Source organism: Mesobacillus maritimus, from assembly GCF_044803185.1.
Taxonomy (GTDB): domain Bacteria; phylum Bacillota; class Bacilli; order Bacillales; family Cytobacillaceae; genus Mesobacillus_B; species Mesobacillus_B maritimus_B.
Map to the genome: position 1 here is coordinate 170,218 of NZ_CP085225.1, position 15,481 is coordinate 185,698.

General features: G+C 38.8%; 14 protein-coding genes and 4 tRNA genes. 14 read left to right on the plus strand and 4 right to left on the minus strand.

Annotation, left to right across the window (positions count from 1 at the left end; genetic code table 11):
* Nucleotides 1–27 precede the first annotated feature (27 nt).
* The 4 genes from LG336_RS00945 to LG336_RS00960 all read left to right on the plus strand — a co-directional run bounded on the left by LG336_RS00945 (nt 28) and on the right by LG336_RS00960 (nt 406).
* Nucleotides 28–102: transfer RNA gene (locus LG336_RS00945), tRNA-Gln, on the plus strand.
* Between the two features lie 7 nt (nt 103–109).
* Nucleotides 110–182: transfer RNA gene (locus tag LG336_RS00950), tRNA-Lys, on the plus strand.
* A 62-nt stretch (nt 183–244) separates the two neighbouring features.
* Nucleotides 245–319: transfer RNA gene (locus LG336_RS00955), tRNA-Gly, on the plus strand.
* 11 nt (nt 320–330) lie between these two features.
* Nucleotides 331–406 (plus strand) — tRNA-Ala (locus LG336_RS00960).
* 134 nt (nt 407–540) lie between these two features.
* On the opposite strand, the gene LG336_RS00965 is transcribed toward LG336_RS00960, so the two are convergent.
* Complete coding sequence (locus tag LG336_RS00965) at nt 541–702, minus strand: aspartyl-phosphate phosphatase Spo0E family protein (RefSeq protein ID WP_404330734.1); 162 nt, start codon at nt 700–702, stop codon at nt 541–543.
* A gap of 173 nt (nt 703–875) precedes the next feature.
* On the opposite strand from LG336_RS00965, the gene sigW reads away from it, so the two are divergent.
* The 5 genes from sigW (at nt 876) to glmM (ending at nt 6,062) form a co-directional block, all read left to right on the plus strand.
* Nucleotides 876–1,439, plus strand: coding sequence for an RNA polymerase sigma factor SigW (sigW, locus tag LG336_RS00970; RefSeq protein WP_404330735.1), 564 nt, complete (start codon nt 876–878; stop codon nt 1,437–1,439).
* Nucleotides 1,440–1,456: 17 nt separating this feature from the next.
* The gene (locus LG336_RS00975; protein WP_404330736.1) at nt 1,457–2,125 is read left to right on the plus strand and encodes a zf-HC2 domain-containing protein; all 669 of its coding nucleotides are present in this window, start codon (nt 1,457–1,459) and stop codon (nt 2,123–2,125) included.
* Between the two features lie 445 nt (nt 2,126–2,570).
* The gene (cdaA, locus tag LG336_RS00980; RefSeq protein WP_404330737.1) at nt 2,571–3,398 is read left to right on the plus strand and encodes a diadenylate cyclase CdaA; all 828 of its coding nucleotides are present in this window, start codon (nt 2,571–2,573) and stop codon (nt 3,396–3,398) included.
* Nucleotides 3,391–4,623, plus strand: coding sequence for a YbbR-like domain-containing protein (locus LG336_RS00985; protein WP_404330738.1), 1,233 nt, complete (start codon nt 3,391–3,393; stop codon nt 4,621–4,623). Before cdaA ends, LG336_RS00985 begins: the two co-directional genes overlap by 8 nt.
* A gap of 89 nt (nt 4,624–4,712) precedes the next feature.
* Nucleotides 4,713–6,062: a phosphoglucosamine mutase gene (gene glmM, locus LG336_RS00990; RefSeq protein ID WP_404330739.1), complete on the plus strand. Its 1,350-nt coding sequence runs from the start codon at nt 4,713–4,715 to the stop codon at nt 6,060–6,062.
* Between the two features lie 68 nt (nt 6,063–6,130).
* Here glmM and LG336_RS00995 read toward each other — a convergent pair whose 3' ends face one another.
* The gene (locus LG336_RS00995) at nt 6,131–6,808 is read right to left on the minus strand and encodes a formate dehydrogenase subunit gamma (RefSeq protein WP_404330741.1); all 678 of its coding nucleotides are present in this window, start codon (nt 6,806–6,808) and stop codon (nt 6,131–6,133) included.
* A complete protein-coding gene (locus tag LG336_RS01000) occupies nt 6,786–7,817 on the minus strand; it encodes a 4Fe-4S dicluster domain-containing protein (RefSeq protein WP_404330742.1) in 1,032 nt (343 codons plus the stop codon). Before LG336_RS01000 ends, LG336_RS00995 begins: the two co-directional genes overlap by 23 nt.
* A 202-nt stretch (nt 7,818–8,019) precedes the next feature.
* Here LG336_RS01000 and LG336_RS01005 point away from each other — a divergent pair, with 202 nt between their 5' ends.
* Complete coding sequence (locus tag LG336_RS01005) at nt 8,020–8,406, plus strand: DUF302 domain-containing protein (RefSeq protein ID WP_404330743.1); 387 nt, start codon at nt 8,020–8,022, stop codon at nt 8,404–8,406.
* 37 nt (nt 8,407–8,443) lie between these two features.
* Here LG336_RS01005 and LG336_RS01010 read toward each other — a convergent pair whose 3' ends face one another.
* Nucleotides 8,444–9,514, minus strand: a complete 1,071-nt coding sequence (locus LG336_RS01010) for a diguanylate cyclase domain-containing protein (protein ID WP_404330744.1) — start codon at nt 9,512–9,514, stop codon at nt 8,444–8,446.
* Nucleotides 9,515–9,819: 305 nt separating this feature from the next.
* Here LG336_RS01010 and LG336_RS01015 point away from each other — a divergent pair, with 305 nt between their 5' ends.
* The 4 genes from LG336_RS01015 (at nt 9,820) to murF (ending at nt 15,217) form a co-directional block, all read left to right on the plus strand.
* On the plus strand, nt 9,820–10,923 hold the full coding sequence (locus LG336_RS01015) for a mechanosensitive ion channel family protein (protein WP_404330745.1): 1,104 nt from the start codon (nt 9,820–9,822) through the stop codon (nt 10,921–10,923).
* Between the two features lie 636 nt (nt 10,924–11,559).
* Nucleotides 11,560–12,336 (plus strand): hypothetical protein, encoded by a 777-nt coding sequence (locus LG336_RS01020; RefSeq protein WP_404330746.1) that lies wholly within the window; start codon nt 11,560–11,562, stop codon nt 12,334–12,336.
* A gap of 337 nt (nt 12,337–12,673) precedes the next feature.
* Entirely contained in the window at nt 12,674–13,747 is a 1,074-nt protein-coding gene (locus LG336_RS01025; RefSeq protein WP_404330747.1) for a D-alanine--D-alanine ligase, read from the plus strand.
* Between the two features lie 87 nt (nt 13,748–13,834).
* Nucleotides 13,835–15,217, plus strand: coding sequence for a UDP-N-acetylmuramoyl-tripeptide--D-alanyl-D-alanine ligase (gene murF / locus LG336_RS01030; protein ID WP_404330748.1), 1,383 nt, complete (start codon nt 13,835–13,837; stop codon nt 15,215–15,217).
* The last annotated feature ends 264 nt before the right edge of the window (nt 15,218–15,481 follow it).

Sequence of the window (15,481 nt, forward strand, 5' to 3'; positions counted from 1 at the left end):
ATTATAATGTCCTTTTTATTTTGTTTTTGGGCTATAGCCAAGCGGTAAGGCAACGGACTTTGACTCCGTCATTCGTAGGTTCGAATCCTGCTAGCCCAGCCATTTCTTTGAGCCATTAGCTCAGTTGGTAGAGCATCTGACTTTTAATCAGAGGGTCGAAGGTTCGAGTCCTTCATGGCTCACTTTAAACACAAATTAAAATGGTTTTATCTAACTAAATTATCGAGGTTAACACCTTTATAAAGCGGAAGTAGTTCAGTGGTAGAATACAACCTTGCCAAGGTTGGGGTCGCGGGTTCGAATCCCGTCTTCCGCTCCATTTTAGTTTAGGGGGCCTTAGCTCAGCTGGGAGAGCGCCTGCTTTGCACGCAGGAGGTCAGCGGTTCGATCCCGCTAGGCTCCACCAATTACATACTATTACTACGTCATAAATCCTTGAATTTATGACGTTTTTTTATGAATAATTTTAGCTTATCGGAAGAGGCTTATAAAAAAAGGAATGCAGTAGTTGGCTTCAACTACTGCATTCCTTCTCACTATTTAAGAGCATTTGGTAGATACTTTAGAATACAGATTTAATAGATGGTCTAGACGTTTACTTGTTTCAATTACACGCTGGTCAGACATTGAGGTTTTTATAGCTAACTGCACCATTTCTTCTCGGCAATGTTCAATATCCCTCTTTAAGATAGATACGTTCATTTATCTTCACCACTTTTCACTGGTATATTATTTTTATATCCTTTTCAAGTCTTTTTAAACAAAAGAATCAAAAATTTGTTAGAATGTTACATATTGAGGTTTCTTAAAGTGAAACCTTTTTAGCTATCAGTTCGTAAATAGGATAGCCGCAGGTAGTAGAGCGGAGGTTTAGTATGGAAACAATCGTTAATTCGCGGATTAAACAAGTTTTAAAAGGTGACCAGAATGCATACGGGGAAATTGTTGAGCTATATAAGGATAAAATTTTTCAACTCTGTTACAGGATGCTAGGGAACCGTCATGAGGCTGAAGATGTTGCACAAGAAGCTTTTATTCGTGCTTATATAAATATTCACGGATTTAACCAAAGTAAGAAGTTTTCTTCATGGATCTATAGAATTGCGACTAATTTATGCATCGACCGAATTAGAAAGAAAAAACCTGATTACTTTCTCGACGCGGAGGTACCAGGAACAGAAGGATTGACGATGTATTCTCAAATAGCTTCGGATACAGATATGCCTGAAGATCAATTAGCTCGTTTAGAGCTTCAGGAAGTAGTGCAAAGAGAAATATCGAATCTTCCAGAAAAGTATAGAGCAGTTATCGTATTAAAATACATCGAAGAGCTCTCTTTAAATGAAATTAGTGAAATTCTAGATTTACCATTAGGGACTGTGAAAACCCGAATGCACAGGGGACGGGAGAACCTAAGGCAGCGATTAAAAAATCTTTAAAGCTGAGGTGAAGGAAAGTGAGTTGTCCGGAAAAATATTTTGCATATATGCATGATTTTTTAGATGAAGATATATCCGAGGAAAATGAAAAGGAACTTATGGAACACTTGCGGACCTGTCCGGCTTGTGAGCAACATTTTAAGGAATTGAAAAAGGCGATTGCCTTTGTCCAAAGTACCGCGCATATTAAAGCGCCAGATGATTTTACATCGGGAATTATGGCAAATCTTCCTAAGGAGAATAAAAAGATTGAAGTGAGTCGTTGGTTGAGAAATCATCCTTTGCTCTCCGCTGCTTCATTGTTTATATTGCTTATGGCTGGGAGTCTCTTTACGAGTTGGAATCAAGACGAGCAGTTTTCGTTTTCCAAGCAACCGAATTTAGTTGTTGAGAACAATACGGTAATTGTCCCTGAAGGAGAAGTGATTACAGGAGACATTGTTGTTCGCAATGGTAAAGTGCAAATTGAGGGTGAGGTCCAAGGGGATGTAACAGTCATTAATGGAGAGAAGTACTTGGCATCCGCTGGGCGAGTTACCGGAGAAATTAGGGAAGTGGATGCACTTTTCGAATGGATTTGGTATCATTTAAAAACGACAGCTAAAAAAACATTAAACCTAAATGATGATAGTGAGCAGTCACTCCAATATGAGTGGCTTTCTTTTTCGAAAGATAAGGAAGTATAAAATTTTTAACTTAGAAAACGGTCCAGCTCCAGCCCCCCTAGTCGCTAGTGTCCTTCGCCCTCCGAGTAAAAATCGGCTTTTGGATTTTTACCTAGTAAAAATCGGCTTTTGGATTTTTACCGCCGCAACGATTGCGTCAAGCACGAATGCGCCTCCGGCTCTTCGTGTTTCCTTTGTTGCGTTCTTACGGGCAGTAGCTTCTCAACTGCCCGTAAGAACCCGATTGATTTTTCTAAGGGCTGAAGCCCTTAGAAAAAACTTATCTCAGTTGGAGCGCTCCAGGCCATACGCCGCTGAACAGGGCGCTTGCGCTTTTCTATTTGGCTTCAAACACAGTATTCATAAAAGTATCATCCAATGTGATATAATAGTAAAGTTACAAATAATCTGGATACATTCAGAAAACTGTACATCGTGTTCTAACTAAACTTTTGGAGGAAAGGCAATGTCATTTGCTGATTATGATTTAGTAAAATATCTAGCCAATATTGTTGACATTCTCCTTGTTTGGTTTGTCATATATAAGGCGATGGGATATATACGTGGAACGAAAGCAGTGCAATTATTAAAAGGGATTTTTGTCATTCTGATTATTAAATTCACCAGTGACGTGTTTGGGTTAAACACACTAGGATGGATAATGGAACAAGCAATCACTTGGGGTTTTCTCGCGATCATTATTATCTTTCAGCCAGAATTTAGGCGTGCGCTTGAACAATTAGGAAGAGGTCGTCTGTTTTCAAGGTCAGCTGCTAACGAGGAAGAGAACGAAGGGAAAATGGTGGAGGCCATTATTAAGGCAACAGATTACATGGCCAAACGAAGAATAGGTGCCCTAATTTCCATCGAAAGAGAAACCGGAATGGGGGATTATATTGAAACTGGTATTCAGCTTGATTCAAAGATATCTTCTGAATTGCTTATCAATATCTTTATACCCAATACCCCACTTCATGACGGAGCGGTCGTCATTCAAAAGGGGCATGTAGCTGCAGCTGCTTGTTATTTACCCTTATCGGAAAGTCCTTTTATTTCTAAGGAACTAGGAACTAGACATCGGGCAGCACTCGGAATCAGTGAGGTGACCGATAGTGTTACAGTCATTGTCTCTGAGGAGACAGGAAATATTTCTCTTACAAAAAATGCGGAGTTATATCGGGATGTAAGTATGGAGCGTTTAACCGAGCTACTACAGAATGAATTAATGTCGTTTTCGAGGACGAATAGTGCGACTCCAACCCGGTGGAATTGGAGGGTGAAGAAGGATGGATAAATGGTTGGATAACCCATGGTTCCTAAGGGGTGTTGCCCTTCTTTTAGCCTTTTTATTGTTTGCATCCGTTCCAAAAACAGACCCGGACAAACCGGGAAATATAAATGTACCATCAAATGAAAATACAGAATTGATTTCTGAAGTACCAGTAAAAAGTTACTATGACTCGGAAAATCTTGTTGTTACAGGGATTCCAGAAACCGTTGATGTGACCATCCAAGGTCCAAGAAATATCGTACAACAGGCAAAGGCATTAAGGGATTTTGAAGTTTATGTGGATTTAACTGAACTAGAAATGGGCGAACACCAAATTCAAATTAATATTCGAGATATATCTGAACGGTTGACCGTGACAATCGATCCTTCTAACATCACCGTTTCTATTCAGGAGCGTGTAACGAAAGAGTATCAAGTAGATGCTGAATTTAATTCAGCGATGATTGCGGATGGATTTATATCAGGGGCTGCAAGCATAAAACCAGAGAAAGTAAAGATAACTGGGGCGAAAGATGTAGTGGATAGAATTAGTTATGTTAAAGCCAATGTCAATGTTGGGGAGAAAACCCGGGAAGCCATAGCCAAGGGAGCTGAAGTCTTGGTATTGGACAAGGACATGAATAAGCTTGATGTGACTGTGGACCCTAGAGTGGTTGAGGTAACAATTCCTGTAGAACGGTCAAGCAAAAAAGTACCCATAGATATTATTCCTAAAGGAAATCCGCCTGAAGGAGTAACAATCGATTCAATGACTTTGGATGTAGAGGAAGCTACAATAACAGCAAAGCCTGATATATTAGCAGAAGTGAAAAAAGTCAGGGTTGAAGTGGATATTAGTAATATTACAGAAGACTCAGAGGTAACTCTCCCAGTTATTATTTCAAATGGTGTCGTTGAGGTCTCTCCACAGACAGCTAAACTCACGATTAAGGTGAAAAGGCAGGAGGAGGTAACGATTTCTGATATCCCAATAAATGTTTCGGGACAGACTGAGGACCAAGAGATACAATTTATCAATCCGGTCAATGGTCGGACTAGCCTTCAGGCTAGTGGACAAACAGGGGTGGTAGAGTCTTTAGAGCCTTCCAATTTTGAATTGCTTATTGATATATCGGGTCTTGTCGAAGGAGAGCATAGTGTGGATATCCAGGTTTCAGCACCAGATGAAATTAGTTGGAAGTTAGCATCGCAAAAGGCAAATATCTCAATCACTAAAAAAGAAACTTAAAATGACTATTTCTATTTCTAAAACACAAATGATATAGAGAAGAAGGCTGGATTGAAAGTACGGCCGTTAAATAAGGAGCGATTAATAGAATGGGAAAATATTTCGGTACTGATGGAGTACGCGGAGTGGCAAATAGTGAACTAACTCCTGAGTTAGCTTTTAAACTAGGTAGATTTGGAGGATATGTTCTAACGAAGGATAAGGAAAGACCAAAAGTATTAATTGGTCGTGATACGCGGATTTCTGGCCATATGCTGGAAGGCGCATTAGTAGCGGGCCTCCTATCCATTGGCGCTGAAGTTATGCGACTGGGTGTCATTTCTACCCCTGGGGTCTCTTACCTGACGAAAGCTCTGGGTGCCCAGGCAGGAGTGATGATTTCCGCTTCTCATAATCCAGTTGCAGATAATGGAATTAAATTTTTTGGACCTGATGGCTTTAAGCTATCAGATGAACAAGAATTAGAAATAGAAGGTTTAATGGACCTCGAAGAAGATCAGCTGCCCCGCCCGGTTGGTGCTAACCTAGGACAAGTAAATGATTACTTTGAAGGTGGACAAAAATACTTACAATATTTAAAGCAAACAGTTGATGAAGAATTCTCTGGTATTCATGTAGCTTTAGATTGTGCTCATGGTGCAACATCTTCATTAGCCATGCATTTGTTCGCTGATTTAGACGCAGATATTTCCACGATGGGAGCATCTCCAAATGGTCTCAACATTAATGATGGAGTAGGTTCTACTCATCCAGAAGGACTTGCTGCGTATGTGAAAGAAAAGGGAGCAGATGTGGGACTTGCATTCGATGGGGATGGGGATCGACTCATCGCGATTGACGAAAATGGACAAGTAGTTGATGGAGACCAAATCATGTATATCTGCGCAAAGTATTTGAATGAAAAAAATCGTTTGAAGCAGAATACAGTTGTTTCAACAGTGATGAGCAACTTGGGCTTTTATAAAGCATTGGAATCAAAAGGAATTAAGAGTGTTCCGACAGCGGTTGGAGATCGTTATGTAGTCGAAGAAATGAAGCGAAATGGCTATAATCTTGGTGGGGAACAATCAGGACATATTATATTCCTTGATTATAATACTACTGGGGATGGCCTACTCACCGGCTTACAATTAGTTAATATTATGAAATTGACCGAAAAGAGATTGTCTGAGCTTGCGGCTGAAATGAAAAAATTCCCACAGGTTCTAGTGAATGTTAGGGTTGTAGATAAACATCATGTGACAGACAATGAGAAGGTAAGCGAGGTCATCAAGCAGGTAGAGGAAGAAATGAACGGCAATGGCCGTATCCTCGTCCGTCCATCAGGTACAGAACCTTTAGTCAGAGTAATGGCTGAGGCACCAACAGAGGATCAATGCAGAGATTATGTTAACCGAATCGTTGCTGTCGTTGAGCAAGAAATGGGCTTAAAAGAATAGCAAATCGTAACTAAAAAAAGGCATAGGAGGGCTATTAAGCCCCTCTAATGCCTTTTTATTTTGGCTGTTTACATTGGTTTGTCTTCGTCCTTTAACTTCTTATACCATAATGGGTGACGATGCTTAGCGTAATCCCTATCAACATACCCATGAAACATACCAGGTAATAGCTTGCGATTTGCCTTTATTCCAAAAGCCGCCAAGTGTGCAATGATTAGGAATATAAGGACAAATGTTGCAGCATTATGGATAGCGGTTGACCAGTAAACAATGGGGTGGGAGATAGCAATAAATGCCACGTTTTTTGCTACTTTCACCATTCCAGTTAGAACTAAAGCAAGAATGGTAAGACCGAGTGCTGCATAAGCAAGTCTTTGCTCAGCAAGGTATTTTTCACTTGGTGGCTCTTCTCCCTTTGTAAGCATAGCCTTGATAATTTTAATCGATTCTTTCCCATCTCCACGTTTTGGTACGGCATCAAATTGTTTTTGGAAGGTGTGAACAAAAATATGATAGAACACAACAAAAATGAGGACGATGGCCGCGATGTAATGCATGACAAGAGTCAATGAATATTCCCCTAGCCATTCAGCACCGGGGAGTTTCACGATATTATATCGTTTATACATAGGCATTTGACCAAAACCACTGATGATCAAGGCAAAAATGGAAATGGCTGTACCCCAGTGGACTAGGCGGTTGGATAAGCTTTGCCGATAAACCTTATTCTGTTTTTTCTTGTTCATGAGTCTTTTTTGGTCCTTTCAGTTTATTATAAGCGGCAAATCCGGCTGCTGCGATACCAGCAACAGGTGCAATTGCAGCACTTAGAGCCATTCCACTTAAAGTATCTAGTTTATTCTCGGCTTTCGCCCCCATAGTTGGACGCCCAGGCTTTATATCACCTTTTTCCTGTTTGCTTTGCTTTATCGCTGCATCAATCTTTTCAAAGGGTACCTTAGACACATAGAAAGTAGCTGTTCCGCCATTTTCTTTATCCCCATACACGTGGCCAGAAATTTCAGCTGCTCTTTTATATGAAAGCTCTCTCATTTCCTGTTTTTTACCAAATGAGATTGCACCTCTTGGACAAGCAGTTACGCAGGCAGGTTGTTTCCCCTCTGCAAGAAGGTCTGCACAGAAATCACATTTAAACATTACTCCTCCACCTAAGTAATCTGGTGCTAAGTTCATATAAATACCGACACCAGCTTGTCTTTGTGGGATATCCCAAGGACATACATCACGGCACTTTGCACCGCCCATACACTGATTTTCATTTATAACAACCGCACCGTTATTGTCCTTTTTAATGGCTGAGAACGGACAAAGCCCTGCACAAGTTGGATTTTCACAATGCATACATCTTCTCGGAACAAATACTTCTTCTTCCTTTCCTTCATGTTCAACAGTTACATGATCGATGAATGTCCAATTATATGGAGTCAAACGATTGGTGTTATCCTGTTGGTCAGACCAATCTTCGAAATTCTTTTGAGGCCAATAAGGCTTTAACTCACTTTTATTTACCTTAGGAAATTTGTCAGCATTTTTTGTCCGGCAAGCTAATACACATTCAGGAGTATCTTTTGCAGAGCAGCCATCACAGATTGTTAAGTCAATCATCGTTCCCTTTTCTTCGCTTAGATTACTGATTGCCAAGGCCTTATCCGTTCCGGATAGAATCACTGTTCCTACTGTAAGTGCTCCTCCCGATCTTTTCAGGAACTCTCTTCTTGATACTTCACTACTCATTTTCATCCCCCTCCAATACCTTATAGGGTATATCCCTTTACTTGTTTATACCATTAGGGGTATAATGTAGGCAAGGTCATTTACTCTATTGAAACGTTACTTTGTCCATGTTTTCACTAAATTGTCACAATAACTAGACACAATAGGATGATGACGAATGGGAAATAGTAAGGAAGTAAAGCAAAAGAGAGGGTGAGTTTTCTTGGAATTTCATTTTACATTAGAAACGAACAAGTCAGTGGATCAGGCTATTCAATCTTTAGAAACAAACTTAAAAGAAGAAGGTTTTGGGGTACTATGGACGTTCAACATCAAAGAGAAACTAGAGGAAAAAGGTTTTAACTTAGATGAGGAATTTTTGGTCCTAGAGGTTTGCAATCCGAAGGAAGCTGAGCGGGTAATAAAGGAGAACAAGCTGGTAGGGTATTTCCTTCCTTGTAAAATGGTAGTTTATAAAGAAGATGGTTCAACAAAAATTGGGATGCCCAAGCCAACTGCTCTTATGAGTATGATTGAGAATCAAGAATTGAAAGAGATGGCAGTGGATATTGAACAACGGTTGATAGGCTGTATGGAAAAGAGTATATAAAAAAGGTGTTAGCTTGACTGATTCAAGCTAACACCTTTTATTTCTGAAAGATTTTTCTAAACTTAACAATTAAGGATTCTCTCTGGGAATGCTCAAACATCAATTCAGGACTGTAAAATTGATAATTGCTCTTTCCATTGCTTTTCGCAGCATACATGGCCTTGTCCGCATGATCCACTAAGGAGTCTATCTCATCTCCATGCTCAGGGAATAAGGCGATGCCAATACTTGGCGTAACATGGGCCTTCTTTTCAGAGATATAATAAGGGTTTCCGATATTTTGAATAATTCGAGATGAGATAACCTCTAGTTCTTCCTTACTTGTTTCCTCAAATACGATGATAAACTCATCCCCTCCGATTCGGGAAACAAGATCTTCCTCTCGAACACTAGAGGTTAAGCGAACCGCCACATCTTTGAGGAGCGCATCTCCTACATCGTGTCCAAGCGTGTCATTTACATCTTTAAACCCATCTAAGTCTATAAACATAATGGCAAAATCATGGTCTTTCCGTTTCGCACGAGACAAGACCTTTTTTAAATGGTTTTTTAGCATTAACCGGTTGGGTAATTCGGTTAAATTATCATAAAAGGCCATTTGAGCTAACTTCTCTTCCTGTAACTTTCTATCAGAAATGTCAATGATAATACCTGAGATTCTTTCAACCTCATCAAAAGAATCCATAATCGGATATGGACGCAATTCTTTCCAATACACTTCTCCATTAGGCTGTAAAGTTCGGTATTCAAAGGCCGCAAACTGTCCAGAGAGCCATTGACTTGTTTTCTTTGTAAAATGCATCCTATCATTAGGGTGGACATTTTTTTCAATTAAGTACAATCCTTCATGAATATTATCCCGCGCTGCTTTACTATTGGCATCGGGAAAGATAGACCATTTGTTTTTTGTTAAATCGAAGGTAAAAGCAAAAGTGTCAAGGTCTTCAATGACGGTTTCATATTCTGATAAACGTTCTTGGAAAGACAGATTGTTTTTCGTTAATTCATCCATTTCAACTTGTAGTTCATGGTTGTGAGCAGATAGATGTTGATTCTTTTCCGATAAAATTTTAATCTTACGGTATTCTAATATAGATGGAATAAACAAGGAAAGAACAAGTAGGGAAAAAAAAGCTCAACCCCGAAAGTATTTATTTGAAAAAATTGTAAAAACAAAGTACTAGTGATTAACCCTACTGTAATGATTAATCTTTTTTTACTATCTGCCATTTCCACACCTCAATTAAAAAGATAATCCTAGCGTAGCATAAAACCATGGGAAATAAATCAGCGATTTTTGACAAACACATTTATTTGGACATGGTAAATCCTGTTTTAGTGCTGCCTTTTTCAGGCGAATTTCAAGGTGTGTATGATATTATAGGATAGGAAATTTTTTAGGGGGTTAGAGGGATGTTCTTCTTGGGGACATGGTATTCATATGAAGTATTAATAAACATAGCCATTTCAATTGGTATCTTTGTTTTATTTATGATCTTTAGGAAAATCTTTTCAAGGTATGTATTTAAGTTTTTGCTTTGGGCTGTGAAGAAAGCACCAAGTGACTTCTTTTCACAAGTGATGTTAGCTTTCGAAAGACCATTACAATGGGTTTTTCTAATATTGGGTATTTATCTTTCAGCCGAGTATCTTCCATATTTTAATGAATCGAATCCATTCTTTCTAAGCTTAATTAGGTCCTCACTAATCTTTTTGATAGGTTGGGGCTTAGTGAATTTATCTTCATCCTCCTCAGTATTTTTTAAAAGGTTTAATAGTAAATACAGCATGGAAATTGATGAGATTTTAATTCCATTTTTATCTAAAGCATTAAAAATTATTATCATCGCTATATGTTTCAGTATTATTGCTCAAGAGTTTGGCTACAATATCAGCGGCTTTGTAGCGGGATTAGGAATAGGTGGCCTTGCGATTTCGCTTGCAGCTAAAGATGCACTTGGCAACCTGGTTGGAGGCGTTGTGATTATTACAGAGAGACCCTTCTCCATTGGTGATTGGATTATGACTCCAAGTGTCGAAGGAACGGTAGAGGATATCAGTTTTCGTAGCACAAAAGTGAGAACCTTTGCCCAGGCACTTGTAACCGTCCCAAATTCAACTTTGGCTAATGAAAATATTACGAACTGGAGCAAAATGGGGAAGCGACAAATTAGCTTTAATTTAAGAATTGCTTATGATACGCCGAGGGAAAAGTTGGAAGATGTTGTTAAGCAAATAAAGTACTTAGTCAATCAACATGAGGATATTGATCCTGAAACGATTTTCGCGACCTTTGATAAATATAGCGAAAGTGGTTACGAAATCTTTCTATACTTTTTTACGAAGACAACTGTATGGGGAGAATTCCTACGAATTAAAGAAGAGATTAACTTTGATATTATGAGGATTCTGGAAAACGAAGGGGTGGCCATTGCTGTTCCAGCAAGAAAGCTGTATACGGAAACAGGTAGAGAAGATCAGTATAAAGCAAGAACGCTCTTAGGGAACGGTGAATAATTTAACAATAAAGCTTCATTTGGATTGATAACCAAATGAAGCTTTATTTATAAAAGGACTTGTTACTACATTTCTGAATTATTATTTTCCTTGGCTTCATGTACAATTTTCTTTATATGCAGAATCACTATTCTTCTTCCTTGTTAAGTTTTTTTGCAAATGTTCGCTCTTTTACATCTAGCTCTAATACAAACCCAATTGGATATGGTATGATAATAAATAAGAAAATATTGGTGGGTCTGGATAAAACTTCTTAAGGGGGATTTCATGAGAGCGCGTGTGAGAAGAAACAATGTTATTTCACTTGAAAAATTGAAGGACTTTTTTGCAACGGTTCTTTTGCATCTCACCTTTTATGCCTTCATTATTTTTCTTGTAATGTTTTTTATAAATAACTTTTCGTAGGTTTGACGCATACATAATTTGATAATAAAGAGCGCCTTTTATGGACAAAGGGCGCTCCTACTATTTGTAATAATAACACCTAAAAAAATGAGGTATTCAAAGTATTCACGATGTTCTATGGCAGAAATTATGATTATCAAACTGCTAACAATATTAGATTGGGTCAACATAAGAAAGAGACCAAGGAAAAATTAGCTTCAAAATGCTAGATGGAAGGCTAGGGGGATAACTTTGAAGAGAAATCATCCGAATAACCATGAACTCTTATATATTCATTTAAACGATAGGGATCAATACGTTTTATCATCCGGGATTGAGTTCTTTGAATTTGCTCGCTCCTTGTCTGATTCACTTAACTACATTCTGCTTTTAAAGCATCAATTTGAGGAAGCAGATTTTAATACTCATACGTTGCTTCATTATGTTACGGAAGATAGTCTAGAAAAGCTTATGGGAGAAAATATTGCAGGATATGGGGATTTTTGTTGGCTAGACTTCGAAGAAATAGAAGGACTTAACGTTCTCTCCGCTCAAGAAATTGCCGAGGTTTTGTACCTAGGACATACTAAACATCACCTAAAGCTTCCATTTTATAACCAACTTGGAAATAGATTTGCATACATGTCACATGATGATGGTTGGTTTAGCAAGGTGTATTACCGGAATATGAATGATTTTTATCGAATGCTTAGTCAGGTAATCTCCGGAAAACTTACGGGAATTAGAACGGAGAAAAATCTCCTTGGCTTTAGGAGAAAGCGGGAATATCCACCTGTTAGCAAAGAGGTTCTAAAATCCTTAACAAGTGTATTCAAGGAAGGTGCAGTATTCTCACTAAAAAAGGTCGAACAAAATCGCAACCGCTTGGATATTCCTCTCTGGGTTATTGGTGATTTTACCAATATGGATGATATGTTTGATGAGTATATAGAAGCAGGAAACAATCCTCCTGATGGGAGACTCGTCTTCGATAAGAAACTGAAGGAATGGAGCTTAGCGGCGGAGTAAGCAACGTCTATTTTTACTAATTTCATAATGATTCCATTCGTTTCGAAAAGAGTCGAGACAACTGTCATGTAAGTAAACAAGGAAGACGCTTAGGTAAATGACCTAAGCGTTTTTTGTTTACCTTTTTAAAGCGAAGTGCCTGGAGCAGAAATCAATCTATGGTAGGTATGCCGTATATATTCTAAAACCATGGTTGTGAATCAAGCTGGGTGGGTCATACGATAAAAGGGAAGAATAACTTAAATAGGTATAGATAAATGTAATAAGAATGTATCCCTATCTTATTTGAGATAGTGTTAAAATAGAAAAAGTGATTGATAAATTGGAGGTTCGATTTATGAAGATTAAAATCGGTTTGCTTTACGGTGGCAAATCAGCAGAACATAAAGTATCTATGCAGACAGCACTTGCTGTAACAAAAGCACTTGATTATGAAAAATTTGAAATACACCCAATCTATATATCAGTTGATGGAGAGTGGATTAAGGGGCCACAGTTAAATAGCCCCGCAGAAAACGTGGGAGCATTAGAATTTTCAACATCTGCCCATTCTTTAGGGTCACCTGGATTTAGTCCAGCCCTATTAAATGCAGAAGAGGAGAGACTGGATGTTATCTTTCCATTATTGCACGGACCAAATGGTGAGGATGGAACCGTCCAGGGAATGCTCGAACTGCTAAACCTCCCATATGTAGGTAATGGTGTACTTGCTTCAGCAGCAGGTATGGATAAAGTGATAATGAAGAATATTTTTGCACAGGCCGGTCTGGCTCAAGTTGACTATGTTTCATTCATTCGTAGTGAGTGGGAGAAACAACAGGAAACATCTTATCAGCAGGTTGAAACAAAGCTTGGTTACCCTTGCTTTGTGAAGCCGGCAAATCTTGGTTCAAGTGTAGGGATTTCAAAGTGTACAAATCGCGCAGAACTTGAGGAGGCCTTTAAAGAAGCCTTCCAATTTGACCGTAAAATTATTGTCGAACAAGGGGTTACAGCGAGAGAAATTGAAATTGGAGTACTTGGCAATGATGAGGCAGAATGTTCGGTTGCTGGGGAAATTGTTCCGAAAAAAGCTTTCTATGATTATAAGGCAAAGTATGAAGATGGAGATACAGGGTTAATTATTCCAGCTGATATATCTAAAAGTCAGTATGAAGAACTTAAAGAATTAGCCGAGAAGGCTTACAAAGCCTTAGACTGTTCAGGTCTAGTGAGAGCAGACTTTTTCCTTACAGCCAAAGGGGAATTTTTGATTAATGAAGTCAATACTATGCCAGGATTTACTCCATTCAGCATGTTCCCTCTCATGTGGAAACATACTGGTGTCGAATATCCACAGCTTATTGAAAGACTCGTAAATTTGGCGATAGAGCGCCACGAGGAAAAACAAAAGATTAAGTATACATTTTAACCATGAGGGAACACGGTAAGAAGGAGGTATTCTTCAACTGTGTTCCATTTATGATGTTGAAATTAGAAATTTTAGGAGGAAGATTTTGTGATTCAAAGATCACTCGCTGAAATTGCAGCCATGATTAAACATGAAGATGAGTTATCTTCAATTAAAGATGTCTCGGTACGAGGCGTGACGATTGATTCTCGTAACATTGAAGCTGGGAACCTGTTTATCCCATTTAAGGGGGAAAACGTCGATGGTCACCGATTTGTTGAGGATGCGATTAATAGAGGAGCGGCAGCTGCTTTATGGCAAAAGGATGTTCCGAACCCTCCCGTTCATCTCCCAATTTTGATTGTGGAAGACACATTAATAGCTTTACAAGAACTTGCCAGAAACTATCGCCAACAATTAACAATAAAGGTTCTTGGCATAACCGGAAGTAATGGCAAAACAACTACTAAGGACATGGCCGCAAGCCTTTTAGGTCAAAAATACCAAGTCCAAAAGACAGAAGGAAACTTCAATAACCATATAGGACTGCCATTAACCATTTTGCGTTTAAGAGCAGAAACTGAAATTGCTATCTTAGAAATGGGAATGAGTAGTAGAGGGGAAATTGAATTTTTATCCAAACTTGCTCAGCCAGATGCAGTAATCATAACAAATATCGGTGAATCCCATCTACTTGACTTAGGCTCTAGGGAAGCCATTGCAGACGCAAAGCTTGAAATTATTCTTGGTCTTCAAAATGAGGGATTAATTGTTTATCACGGTGATGAACCATTGCTTCAAGAGCGTTTAGATTCCTATGATGGAACTGGGAAGTTGCGAACTTTTGGAAGGTCAGCGCAGAATGATCTTTATCCGGTGGAAATTACGCAAACATCAGCTGGGAATACGTTTACGACGAACCGAAGTAGCATTTCATTTCACTTACCGGTCCTTGGAACCCATAATGTTTTAAATGCTCTTTCTTCGATGCTTGCTGCAGAGTTCTTCGGAGTTCCCTATGAGAAAATGAATGAAGGCTTCGCAAGCTTGAAACTGACAAATATGAGGATGGAGCTTGTGGAAGGAGCGGATGGAATCAATATTATTAATGACGCTTACAATGCAAGTCCTACATCCATGAAGGCTGCAATAGATCTTATCTCAAATCTTGAAGGATACGAAAGAAAAATCCTTGTGTTAGGCGATATGTTAGAGCTTGGACCTCTTGAAGAAAAGTATCATTATCAAATTGGTGCAACCCTTGATGAGAATCAGATTGACTATGTTTTCACATATGGAAAACTGGGTGCTTTTATGGCAGAAGGGGCTAAGAAAGTACTTGGAGAAAATAGAGTTTTCTCCTTTGATGACAAAGAATCTATTTCCAATAAAATAAAGCAGTTAGTACAACCCAATTCGACGCTAGTATTGATTAAAGCTTCACGTGGAATGAAGCTTGAAGAAGTTGTATCCCATTTACAAAAGAAATAGAACCAAGTCTCTGTCCTTATTTGGCAGAGGCTTATTTTCGTGTGTGAAATGAACGAGAATAGGGAACAATTATAGAAGCAATGGATGCTTTTTAATTGCAGTTGGTTTGCTTTTATCAGAAAATAAATAAAGAATAATGGGTTTTATGGCTGTTTATTCCAGTTATATACAGAGGTTTTACACACAAATAACTGCGCAAATCCCAACTAGATGCTGGGGGAGCCGTAGCACTAGCCTATAGGTTTATAGTTCTAGCGAAGATTA